Source organism: Actinoalloteichus caeruleus, assembly GCF_049311605.1.
GTDB classification, from domain to species: Bacteria; Actinomycetota; Actinomycetes; order Mycobacteriales; family Pseudonocardiaceae; genus Actinoalloteichus_B; species Actinoalloteichus_B caeruleus.
In genome coordinates, this window is the sequence record NZ_CP186005.1 from 4,194,123 (window position 1) to 4,206,534 (window position 12,412).

The 12,412-nt window shown below is 66.0% G+C and carries 5 protein-coding genes, 2 rRNA genes and 1 CRISPR repeat array; of the genes, 3 read left to right on the forward strand and 4 right to left on the reverse strand.

Annotated elements, in window-relative coordinates; genetic code table 11:
* Positions 1–25 precede the first annotated feature (25 nt).
* From ACOJVX_RS16825 to ACOJVX_RS16835, 3 genes are all read right to left on the reverse strand, one after another.
* Positions 26–3,146, reverse strand: a 23S ribosomal RNA gene (locus ACOJVX_RS16825).
* A 373-nt stretch (positions 3,147–3,519) separates the two neighbouring features.
* Positions 3,520–5,034, reverse strand: a 16S ribosomal RNA gene (locus tag ACOJVX_RS16830).
* Together the 16S and 23S rRNA genes form the textbook arrangement of a ribosomal RNA operon.
* Before the next feature lie 1,299 nt (positions 5,035–6,333).
* Positions 6,334–7,506: a citrate/2-methylcitrate synthase gene (locus tag ACOJVX_RS16835; RefSeq protein ID WP_422646913.1), complete on the reverse strand. Its 1,173-nt coding sequence runs from the start codon at positions 7,504–7,506 to the stop codon at positions 6,334–6,336.
* A 90-nt stretch (positions 7,507–7,596) separates the two neighbouring features.
* Between ACOJVX_RS16835 and ACOJVX_RS16840 the strand changes: the two genes are divergently transcribed.
* The 3 genes from ACOJVX_RS16840 (at position 7,597) to ACOJVX_RS16850 (ending at position 11,458) form a co-directional block, all read left to right on the forward strand.
* Positions 7,597–8,877, forward strand: coding sequence for a citrate synthase (locus tag ACOJVX_RS16840; RefSeq protein WP_418155477.1), 1,281 nt, complete (start codon positions 7,597–7,599; stop codon positions 8,875–8,877).
* 311 nt (positions 8,878–9,188) lie between these two features.
* On the forward strand, positions 9,189–9,515 hold the full coding sequence (locus ACOJVX_RS16845; RefSeq protein WP_026419204.1) for a hypothetical protein: 327 nt from the start codon (positions 9,189–9,191) through the stop codon (positions 9,513–9,515).
* A 415-nt stretch (positions 9,516–9,930) separates the two neighbouring features.
* A CRISPR array of direct repeats spans positions 9,931–10,549; the repeat unit is 30 nt; unit sequence GTCCTCATCGCTCCTACGAGGAGTTCCAAC.
* 276 nt (positions 10,550–10,825) lie between these two features.
* On the forward strand, positions 10,826–11,458 hold the full coding sequence (locus ACOJVX_RS16850; RefSeq protein ID WP_081715504.1) for a winged helix-turn-helix domain-containing protein: 633 nt from the start codon (positions 10,826–10,828) through the stop codon (positions 11,456–11,458).
* A 91-nt stretch (positions 11,459–11,549) separates the two neighbouring features.
* Here the strand turns inward: ACOJVX_RS16850 and ACOJVX_RS16855 are convergent, their stop codons facing one another.
* Positions 11,550–11,744, reverse strand: a complete 195-nt coding sequence (locus tag ACOJVX_RS16855; RefSeq protein ID WP_155886167.1) for a hypothetical protein — start codon at positions 11,742–11,744, stop codon at positions 11,550–11,552.
* Positions 11,745–12,412: the final 668 nt, after the last annotated feature.

Consider the following 12,412-nt stretch of genomic DNA (forward strand, 5'->3'; position numbering starts at 1 on the left):
CACACAGTGGATGCGTAACACCTTCGTAGACAAGCCCTCGGCCTATTAGTACCGGTCAACTCCACACGTTACCGTGCTTCCATCTCCAGCCTATCAACCCAGTCGTCTACTGGGGGCCTTACCCCAACAAAGTGGGTGGGAGACCTCATCTTGGAACAGGCTTCCCGCTTAGATGCTTTCAGCGGTTATCCCTTCCGAACGTAGCCAACCAGCCATGCACCTGGCGGTACAACTGGCACACCAGAGGTTCGTCCGTCCCGGTCCTCTCGTACTAGGGACAGCCTTCCACAAGTCTCCAACGCGCGCGGCGGATAGGGACCGAACTGTCTCACGACGTTCTAAACCCAGCTCGCGTGCCGCTTTAATGGGCGAACAGCCCAACCCTTGGGACCTACTCCAGCCCCAGGATGCGACGAGCCGACATCGAGGTGCCAAACCATGCCGTCGATATGGACTCTTGGGCAAGATCAGCCTGTTATCCCCGGGGTACCTTTTATCCGTTGAGCGACACCGCTTCCACCAGCCAGTGCCGGATCACTAGTCCCGACTTTCGTCCCTGCTCGACCCGTCAGTCTCACAGTCAAGCTCCCTTGTGCACTTACACTCAACACCTGATTGCCAACCAGGCTGAGGGAACCTTTGGGCGCCTCCGTTACCCTTTGGGAGGCAACCGCCCCAGTTAAACTACCCACCAGGCACTGTCCCTGAACCAGATCATGGTCCGAGGTTAGACACCCAGTACGACCAGAGTGGTATTTCAAGATTGACTCCACGACCACTAGCGTGACCGCTTCCCAGTCTCCCACCTATCCTACACAAGCCGAACCGAGCACCAATACCAAGCTATAGTAAAGGTCCCGGGGTCTTTCCGTCCTGCCGCGCGTAACGAGCATCTTTACTCGTAGTGCAATTTCGCCGGGCCTGTGGTTGAGACAGCGGAGAAGTCGTTACGCCATTCGTGCAGGTCGGAACTTACCCGACAAGGAATTTCGCTACCTTAGGATGGTTATAGTTACCACCGCCGTTTACTGGCGCTTAAGTTCTCAGCTTCGCCCCGAAGGACTAACCGGTCCCCTTAACGTTCCAGCACCGGGCAGGCGTCAGTCCGTATACATCGTCTTACGACTTCGCACGGACCTGTGTTTTTAATAAACAGTCGCTTCTCCCTGGTCTCTGCGGCCACACAACGCTAGCCCGCGAAGGGCTTCACGCCACACGGCCCCCCTTCTCCCGAAGTTACGGGGGCATTTTGCCGAGTTCCTTAACCACAGTTCACCCGATCGCCTTGGTATTCTCTACCTGACCACCTGTGTCGGTTTGGGGTACGGGCCGCGTAGACACTCGCTAGAGGCTTTTCTCGGCAGCATGGGATCACCCTACTTCGCCTCATTCGGCTATGCATCACGTCTCACCATTAACAGAGAAGCGGATTTGCCTACCTCTCCTGGCTACACGCTTACACCAGTACTACCACTCACTGGCGGGGCTACCCTCCTGCGTCACCCCATCACTTGGCTACTACCAGCTCAGATCCCGCGCATGGCCACCACCCCACCCGAAAGCAGGACAGCACCACGGGCGGTTAGTATCACCAGCCTCGCCAGGGACGCATCCACACGGGTACGGGAATATCAACCCGTTGTCCATCGACTACGCCTGTCGGCCTCGCCTTAGGTCCCGACTTACCCTGGGCGGAATAACCTGGCCCAGGAACCCTTGGTCATCCGGCGGCAGAGTTTCTCACTCTGCTTTCGCTACTCATGCCTGCATTCTCACTCCCACACCGTCCACACCCGCTCACGCGACTGCTTCACCCAGTGCAGGACGCTCCCCTACCCATCCACACACCTACACCCACCCCCCAAAAGGGACAGATGGAGCTCTACATGTGAATGACACGGCTTCGGCGGTGCGCTTAAGCCCCGCTACATTATCGGCGCAGGACCACTTGACCAGTGAGCTATTACGCACTCTTTCAAGGATGGCTGCTTCTAAGCCAACCTCCTGGTTGTCTGGGCGACCCCACATCCTTTTCCACTTAGCGCACACTTAGGGGCCTTAGCCGGCGTTCTGGGCTGTTTCCCTCTCGACTACGAAGCTTATCCCCCGCAGTCTCACTGCCGCGCTCTCACACACCCGCATTCGGAGTTTGGCTGACGTCAGTAACCTTGTCGGGCCCATCGGCCATCCAGTGCTCTACCTCGGATGAGAAACACACGACGCTGCACCTAAATGCATTTCGGGGAGAACCAGCTATCACGGAGTTTGATTGGCCTTTCACCCCTACCCACAGCTCATCCCCCAGGTTTTCAACCCTGGTGGGTTCGGGCCTCCACGCGGTCTTACCCGCGCTTCACCCTGGCCATGGGTAGATCACTCCGCTTCGGGTCTAGGACACGCGACTCTGACGCCCTGTTCAGACTCGCTTTCGCTACGGCTACCCCACCCGGGTTAACCTCGCCACGTATCACTAACTCGCAGGCTCATTCTTCAAAAGGCACGCCATCACCCCACAACGGAGGCTCTGACGGATTGTAGGCACATGGTTTCAGGTACTATTTCACTCCCCTCCCGGGGTACTTTTCACCTTTCCCTCACGGTACTAGTCCGCTATCGGTCATCAGGGAGTATTTAGGCTTAGCGGGTGGTCCCGCCAGATTCACAGCAAATTCCACGAGCTCGCTGCTACTTGGGATCCCCTCCAGGAGACACAGTGCTTTCACGTACGGGAGTATCACCCTCTACGCTGACGCTTTCCAGACGTCTTCCGCTAACACCATGTTTTCTGACTCCTCGCCGAGATGGCAGCCTCGACCGGTGGGTCCCACAACCCCGCATACGCAACCCCTGCCAGGTATCACACGTACACGGTTTAGCCTCATCCGCTTTCGCTCGCCACTACTCACGGAATCACGGTTGTTTTCTCTTCCTACGGGTACTGAGATGTTTCACTTCCCCGCGTTCCCTCCACACACCCTATATATTCAGGTGTGGGTGACCAGACATGACTCTGGCCGGGTTTCCCCATTCGGAAATCCTCGGATCACAGCTTGGTTGACAGCTCCCCGAGGCCTATCGCGGCCTCCCACGTCCTTCATCGGCTCCTGATGCCCAGGCATCCACCATGTGCCCTTACTTACTTGACCACAAAGATGCTCGCATCCACTGTGTAATTCTCAAAGAACAACCGGCCACCACCCCCACACTGAGTACCACCAACCCCGCACACCCACCAGGGGCACGCCAGACGGTATGGCACTCGGGGACAGCACCACCAGAAGACCCACGCACCACGCGTGTTCCCTCAGGACCCAACAGTGCACCGACCACACCACCACCCCACCACACAGCAGCTTTCCCCACCCCCACCCGAAAGCAGGAGCCGTACTCACCACCACACAGCAGAACAGCCATGCGGGTAACCAGCAGTCCACAATTCCACTGAGCAGTCACCCCCAGAACACACGCCTGAGACAGTGACCACCCCACCACCGAAGCAGTGGGATACATGCTCCTTAGAAAGGAGGTGATCCAGCCGCACCTTCCGGTACGGCTACCTTGTTACGACTTCGTCCCAATCGCCAGTCCCACCTTCGACCGCTCCCCCCACAAGGGTTGGGCCACGGGCTTCGGGTGTTACCGACTTTCATGACGTGACGGGCGGTGTGTACAAGGCCCGGGAACGTATTCACCGCAGCGTTGCTGATCTGCGATTACTAGCGACTCCGACTTCACGGGGTCGAGTTGCAGACCCCGATCCGAACTGAGACCGGCTTTAAGAGATTCGCTCCACCTTGCGATTTCGCAGCCCTCTGTACCGGCCATTGTAGCATGTGTGAAGCCCTGGACATAAGGGGCATGATGACTTGACCTCATCCCCACCTTCCTCCGAGTTGACCCCGGCAGTCTCCCATGAGTCCCCACCATTACGTGCTGGCAACATGGAACAAGGGTTGCGCTCGTTGCGGGACTTAACCCAACATCTCACGACACGAGCTGACGACAGCCATGCACCACCTGCACACTGACCTTACGGAAACCCCATCTCTGAGGCGATCCAGTGCATGTCAAACCCAGGTAAGGTTCTTCGCGTTGCATCGAATTAATCCACATGCTCCGCCGCTTGTGCGGGCCCCCGTCAATTCCTTTGAGTTTTAGCCTTGCGGCCGTACTCCCCAGGCGGGGCGCTTAATGCGTTAGCTACGGCACGGAGGACGTGGAAATCCCCCACACCTAGCGCCCACCGTTTACGGCGTGGACTACCAGGGTATCTAATCCTGTTCGCTCCCCACGCTTTCGCTCCTCAGCGTCAGTATCGGCCCAGAGACCCGCCTTCGCCACCGGTGTTCCTCCTGATATCTGCGCATTCCACCGCTACACCAGGAATTCCAGTCTCCCCTACCGAACTCAAGTCTGCCCGTATCGACTGCACGCCCACAGTTAAGCTGTAGGTTTTCACAGTCGACGCGACAAACCGCCTACGAGCTCTTTACGCCCAATAATTCCGGACAACGCTCGCACCCTACGTATTACCGCGGCTGCTGGCACGTAGTTAGCCGGTGCTTCTTCTGCGCCTACCGTCACTTTCGCTTCTTCGGCGCTGAAAGAGGTTTACAACCCGAAGGCCGTCATCCCTCACGCGGCGTCGCTGCGTCAGGCTTTCGCCCATTGCGCAATATTCCCCACTGCTGCCTCCCGTAGGAGTCTGGGCCGTATCTCAGTCCCAGTGTGGCCGGTCGCCCTCTCAGGCCGGCTACCCGTCGTCGCCTTGGTAGGCCATTACCCCACCAACAAGCTGATAGGCCGCGGGCCCATCCTGCACCGCCGGAACTTTCCACCCACCCCCATGCGGGGGAAGGTCGTATCCGGTATTAGCCCCGGTTTCCCGAGGTTATCCCAGAGTGCAGGGCAGGTTGCCCACGTGTTACTCACCCGTTCGCCGCTCGTGTACCCCGAAGGGCCTTACCGCTCGACTTGCATGTGTTAAGCACGCCGCCAGCGTTCGTCCTGAGCCAGGATCAAACTCTCCATAAAGGTTTGATTCTGTTACATTCGACGCATGACACTCACACCCACCCCGGAGGGCAGGGAATGCCACCGTCACTCAAAGGAACTCCTCTAACGAGGGTTCATATTTAGCTCTACTGGCTATTATATCGGTACACTGTTGAGTTCTCAAAGAACACACGCCACACCAGAACCCCACACCCACATCGTGGGCCCGTCGTCCTGGGACGCACTCTTCTCGTATCTGAAGCTTGTGTCCGGCAACCCCCACCACCACGTTCCCGTGGTGTCCCATCCGGTGTTTCAGAGGGTTTCCGTTTTTCGCTGGAACCAGCCTAGCATTTCCGTTTCCACCGGGTCAAATCCGGGGTTTCCGTGGAAACCGCCGTTTTCTCAGCGGAACCGGAATCACCGTTGACCACCCTTCCAGGAAGGCCGTCGCTGTTTCCGTCGTGTTGTGTTGTCAACGCTACCAGACCGTGTTTCCGGTGTTTCCCGGGGGGTGTCGGTGTCACCGTGGTGAACCGTGCACCGTTTCCGGTGGACCGGTGTTTCTTTCCGGTCTGGCCGTTCCACCGTATCGGTCGGTGTTTCCTGGTGTCAAATCCGGTGTTCACCGGGTTTGGCCTGGTCACGACCGTTTCCGAATATCGTGGAACTGTGTTGTCAATGTGTGGTTCCGGGCAGCACCGTGTGTGCGGTGTTTTCCGGTTCCGGGTCAACGTAACCGATCTTCGTTCGTTCCGTCAACTCGGCGCTTTCGACCGGTTGGCGGTGAACTCCTGGCTTTGTTGTTGTCAATGTGGAGCCTAGTGGAGCGTACTGGGCTGCTTTTCCCTGTCGCGTTCGGGGGCCGCGTCTTGGCCTCGCCAGATCCGTGTCAGGTCCGAGCTGCTCAGTGGTGTTGCTGTTTTCAACGCCCGGGAACGCTACCAGGCGGAGATCCTCACCCCTGTCGGGGGTCCGACTCTCCGACCGACCTCGTCCCACGGCCCGCGCGCCGTGACGCACCGACCGTTCTTCAGGTGTCAACCCCACCCCGGGCGCACGTCGAACCCGCCACGAAGGGACTGGTTCGCCAACACGCACAAGCGAGATCCCGGCTTTCGCCGCTGATCTTCACTGGGAGGGAGCAACGACTCTAGCCGGTCCGGATTCGCGGTGTCAAGTCCTGACGTCCGCTCGTCCCGTCTCGCCGTTCCGGGGATGAACTCTAGCACCCACATCCGTCCCGCTGATCACCCCCTCCCCTCGGCGCGCCGCGTGGGTCGCCGGCGGCGGCCTGGTGGGTGCCCGAGGCGCCGGACACCCACCGGCCCCCACCCGTCAGGCCGGAACCGGCACGGGCGCGGGCGGACCGACGTACCTCGCGGCCGGCCGGATGATGCTGGACTCCCCGGCCTGCTCCAACAGGTTCGCGCACCAGCCGATGACCCGGCTCGTCGCGAACGTCGGGGTGAACATCGCCCGGGGCAGGCCGCACAGCTCCATGACAACGCCCGCGTAGAACTCGACGTTCGCGTGGAGCCGGCGCTCCGGCTTCAGCTCCGCGAGGAGCTCCACGACCCGGGTCTCCACCCGCACCGCGAAGTCCGCGAGGTCGCCGCCCAGTTCCAGCGCGGTCCGACGCAGCATCACCGCCCGGGGATCGGCCGTCCGGTACACGGGGTGCCCGAAGCCCATGATTCGGTCGCCGGCCTGGACACGGCCCCGAACCCAGCCGTCGATCCGGTCCGGCGAGCCGATCTCGTCGAGGGCGTCCAGGGCGCGGTCCGGCGCGCCACCGTGCAACGGGCCGGAGAAGGCCCCGACGGCCGCGACCACGGCAGCCACCAGATCGGCGCCCGTGGAGGCCACCACCCTGCCGGTGAAGGTCGACGCGTTGAACCCGTGGTCCACCGTGGACACCATGTAGCGGTTGATCGCCGCGACCTCGTGCTCCGCCGGCTCCTCCCCTGTCACCTGGTACAGCCAGTTCGCCGCGGCGGAGAGGTCCTGGCGCGGCTCCAGCGGTTCGAGCCCCACCCCGAGTCGGTACAGCGCGGCCAGGATGGTCGGCGTCACGGCAGCCACCCAGAGCGCGTCAGCCCGCCGCTGCTCCCCGCTGGAATCCCACAGCGGCCGCACCCCCCGGACCGCTCCCGCGAGGGACAGGGCGGCCCGCAGCCCGGCGAGCAGATCACCCCGGCTGGACCCGGCGATCGCGGGCAGCACGGCGAGCAGTTCCGCCGGGAGACGCCGTAGCGGCGCCACCTCCTCGACGAACGCCGCTCGCTCCTCGGCGTCGGGCAACCTCCCCTCCACGAACAGGAACCACACGTCCTCCAGGCTCCTGGTCTCGGCCAGGTCGACGGCCGAGTACTCGCGGTAGTGGTAGAAGCCCTCCTCTCCTCGGACGTCCCCGAGCGTGGTCGACGTGACGACGACCCCGCGCAGGCCGGGCGGCACCTCGCTGGCCCTGATGGTGTCCCGCGGCGAGTTGGTCGTTGTTCCGGACATCGCGCACCTCCTTGTGTGCCCGCCACTGTCAGCAGACGTCGCGATACCGTCAACGTTGATCCAGTCAATGTTGACGACAGGAGCTCCCGGATGACCGGACGGACCGGGCACGACGCGAACGAAGCAGGTCAGGAGGGTGTGCGACATCACCTGACCACCGCGCAGGTGGCGGACCGGCTCGGCGTCCGGCAGGAGACCGTGTACGCCTACGTGAGCCGGGGGCTGCTCACGAGCCACCGGGAGCCGGGACGCCGGGGCAGCAGGTTCAGCGTCGCCGAGGTGGAGGCCCTCGCCGGCGCGGGCCGCGAACGGCGCACGTCCACCGGCGTCCTGGAACGCATCCGCACCGAGATCACCCTGCTCGCCGACGACCGGCTGCGCTACCGAGGCAGGGACGCCGTCGACCTCGCGTCCTCGTGTTCGGCCGAACAGGCCGCCAGGCTGTTGTGGACGGGGAACCTGACCGACCACCGCCCCTTCGCCGCCCCCGACGAGCTGGTGCGCGCCGCCAGACGGGCCGACCGCGCGCTCCCGCCCGCCGCGCGGCTGACGGACCGGATCCGGGTGCTGTTGACGACCGTCGCCATCTCCGACCCCCTCCGCTTCGACCTCGACGAGGGCTCGGTGACCAACCGGACCGAGACCCTGGTCGGCGTGCTGGTGCGTGCCCTGCCCCTGGTGCCCGGGGCGAGCGGGCCCAGCTCGGCCGCGCTGGCCGACCAGCTCTGGCCTCGGCTCACGGCCGAGGAACCCACCGAGGAGGCGGTCGACCACCTGCGCGCCGCGCTCGTCCTGCTGGCGGACCACGACCTCGCCGCGTCGACGCTCGCCGCCCGCCTGGCCGCCAGCACCCGGGGCCCCCTGTACTCGGTCGTCTCCGCCGGGCTGGGTGCCGTCGAGGGAACCGCGCACGGCGCGGCCAGCGGGGTCGCGTACCGGTTCCTCCGGGAGGCCCTCGACGACACCCTCGGCGCGCTCGCCGACCGGCTGCGGGTGGAGTCGGCCCTGCCCGGGTTCGGGCACCGCGTCTACACCGCGCGGGATCCCCGCGCGGAGGCCCTGCTGGGTCGGCTCCGGCAGTCGGCGGAGGGCTCGCCCCGCCTCGCGCAGGCCGTGGACGTGGTGGACACCATCGCCGACCGGCTGCGGGACCGGCCCGGCGGGTTCCCCAACATCGACCTGGCATTGGCGGCGATGCAGCACGGGTACCGGATGCGGGCCGACGCGGGCGAGGCGGTGTTCGCGGTCGCGCGGATCGCGGGGTGGGTCGCGCACGCGTTGGAGGAGTACCGGGAACCCGGGGTCCGGTTCCGGCCCGCCGGCGTGTACGTCGGTCCGCCGCCCACGTCGGACGCCGACGACGACCGGTAGGCACGCGGGCCGAGGAGTCCCCGGTCCGGGGGCGTCCTCGGCGGCTACCCCGTCGTGCCTGCTCGCGCCCTTGTCGTTCCGGTGGAGCGCCGCCGCTCGGGTGCCGCCGCCACCCCATCCCGTCCGGCGTTCACGATGCGGGCTCCTACCTGGAAAAAGACCCGCGACGGGGAACCGCTGCTCCGTTCCGGCGATGTCCGAGCAGGCGCCGGACCCGGGCGTGCTGGTGCCGTTCCACTGTCCCTGTCCGACGTGCGTCGGACCGCTCCCGGTACCGGGAGCCGCGTTCGTCAGGTCAGGAGGAGGAACAGATGCGTACTCGTGTCACGCTGGCGGCCGCCGTGGTGGCCGCACTGCTCGGCGGTACGACGGTGGCGGCCGCCGCCAGTCCCGCCGAGAACACGGCCACCGCCGTCGCCCCGACCCAGATGCGGTGTGGCGACAACTTCACGGACACCCGGCTGGGGACCACCGTCATGCGCGACCTCACCTACTACAACTGCGGCACCACGACGGTGTGGCGCAAGGCGACCGGCTACCCGCCGGCGAGCTGCCGGCAGATCGGCCCGGGTGAGCGGAGGTCACTCGCCTACGTGAACACCTTCTACTACTGGCTCGGCCCGTCCGTCGCCTGCTGAGTCCGGAGCGGTGCGCGTCGCCGGTGCGGCAGGACGGGCCTCGAGTCGCCACAGGGAGGGGTCGGGCTGCCCGGAGGGCGCGTCCGTGTCGGCCAGGACGAGAACCCGTTGCGGCGCGGTACGAGGGCCGTGGGCGGCGTCACCGGTGAGCCACGATGAGCGGAGGGGAGGGCGGCGGCGCTGGTCGTCCTCCCCCCACCCGGTCGTCGTGCGGTCCCGCGACGGAGCGCACCGGCGGCGTGCGGTATACCGGAACGACGCCCCCGGGAACGACGGAAGTGGGAGACAGGAGCCACCACGGGTGCGGCCGGATTTCAGCGAACCCCCCGGGTCTGACGCCAAACCTCGGGTTCGCTGCGGAACGGACGCGAGCGACGCCCTTCAGATGTATCCTGACCTGCGACTTTACTCTCGGGTCCTCATCGCTCCTACGAGGAGTTCCAACCCGTGCGGCGCCTGGCCCGGCAGTACGCCGACCGTCCTCATCGCTCCTACGAGGAGTTCCAACCCGCGACTTCCGCTGCCCGACGTGCCCGCGGATGCCGCGTCCTCATCGCTCCTACGAGGAGTTCCAACGAGTCGCTCGCCGCGCGCCGCCGCCAGGAGGTCGTCGTCCTCATCGCTCCTACGAGGAGTTCCAACATGTCCCGGGGGGACCGGGACGTCATGGCCGATCCGGTCCTCATCGCTCCTACGAGGAGTTCCAACCCTGCGCCAACTCCAGGAGCTCTTCGCCTCCTTCGCCGGTCCTCATCGCTCCTACGAGGAGTTCCAACTCTGGATGTCCGAGTGGACGGACGCGGTGACGTCCCGTCCTCATCGCTCCTACGAGGAGTTCCAACCGGTCCTCGCGCTCCCGGGCGTCCCGCCGCGCCGCGTCCTCATCGCTCCTACGAGGAGTTCCAACGCGAACCCGCTGATCCTCTCCACCGCGCCGGGGGTCCTCATCGCTCCTACGAGGAATTCCAACCGGCGGTAGGTCCATCCCCTCCGCTGGGCGCGGCGTCCTCATCGCTCCTAGGAGGAGTTCCTGCGCCACCCTGTCCGCCTGCTCCGGGGTGTGGTCCGTGGTTCTCTGAGTTCCGGTGCGGGCCTCGCGAACCGGCGCCAGGTCGTCCAGGACCTGGGAAGCGTTGACACCCTGTGACCGCCCTGCTGCAATTCACCCGTGGTTCCCACGGTGCTGACTCGACGGCGGCACATCGACTTCGCCCGCGTCAACACCCAGGCGTGTCGTAGCTCCCTGTTCCTCGAGCTCTGACCGCCCATCCCGGGTCGCTCTGACCCGCCTCCCGTGAGGAACCACCATCATGTCGTCGCGTTGGCAGTCCACGTCCGATTCCCCCAGCCCCGAGTTGCGGGCGGTGCCCTGTCAGGTCTCCTCGGCGCCGGTCCACCAGGGCCAGCCGAGTGCTCACGCCGAGATGACGGTGACCATCACCGTCCGCACGGACGTGGAGGAGGCGGCGTCGGTCACGGGCCGCCTGGTGCGGGCGGTACGCCGGGCCGTCGACCTCTCGGCGGCCTCGCTCACGGTCGACGGGGTGACCGTCTCCCGCCGGTGCCCGGCGTCGCGCGAGGACGCGGGGCGGGGTGACGTCGGGCCTCGGACGTCCGGTCCGCTGCACATCGTCCTACCGGCGCGCCGGGTGACCCGCGCTGGCGTGGACGTGCCGTTGACGCGAATGGAGTTCGACCTGCTGGTGTTCCTGTGCGAGAACCCCGGGGTGGTGCACCAGCGCTCTGACCTGGTGACGCGGGTGTGGGGGGCGCCGGGTCGGAGTTCGGAACGGACCATCGACGTCTACGTGCGGCGGATCCGGAGCAAGCTGGGCGTGGACTGCCCGTTGATCACCACGGTGCGGGGTGTGGGGTACCGGGTCGACGATCCCACGCTGGTGGTCCTCCACCACGCCGTCGCCTCGGGGTCCGCCCGGTCCTGACGGTGGTGCCGGGTGCCCCGGGCCGGGGCTCCCGACCCGCTCGGGTCGGTCGAGTCCGCCGGGGCGTCGTTCTCACCGCCGCGCGGCGGGTTCAGTCCCAGACGTAGCCGCGTGGGTTCCGCTCGCAGTCCTCACCGAGGCTGGGGAGGACGGTGCCGTCGAGCCCGGGGCAGCGGGGGTTCGCCCCGATGGGCGCGTCGTCCGCCTCGGCCGCCGGGGTGCTCGGCTCGTCGCCCGCGCCCGGCCGGGGGACGTCGTCGCTCGCCTTCCTGCGCGGGATGTCCATGTCGGTGACCTCCGGCTGGTCCGCTCGCGGGGGTGGGGTGGTGGTGCGGCCGGGGCGGGGCGACGCGGAGGTGCCCCACCGGGGCGGGGGACGCGTGTCCTGGGGCCGAGGGGCGGCCGTGGGCGTTGGATGCGGCACGGCGTCGGGTTCCCCGCCCGGGGGCGACGCGGTGCCCCGGTGGTGGACCGTGCCGGCGCCCGACGGGGTTCCGGCGCCCGGCCGGGAGGCGGCGGGCGCGGAGGCTCGGTCGTCGGGGGCATCGGTCCTCCCCTGGCCTGCGAGGGGGTGGCGCCGCCGCCGGCGCTCGTCGGCGGGTGGGCGTCCGCGTCAACGGTAGGCAGCGGGCGGTGGGGAGGGCAACGGGGTGGGGTACCCGCCTCCTCACGATGTGGGATCGGGGCCGGAGGTGTGGATCTTGGGACTCCCGTTCACCCGTTCCCGGGATGGCGGTGCGGTGGGCCGGCGCGACGACCGGCGGCGGACCGGCGCCACCTCGGGGGGCGGGGTGCCGGTGCTCGGGCCCGCCGCGCCGGCCGCCGGCTGACGTGCCAGGGGACACGGAGATACCGGCGGCCGGGCCGTCCCGGGAGGACGGCGTCAGCGGGGCGACCTCACTGGCACGCCTCGCACTCGCCCGGCTCGGTGGAGCAGGCGACGGCGCCGGCGAG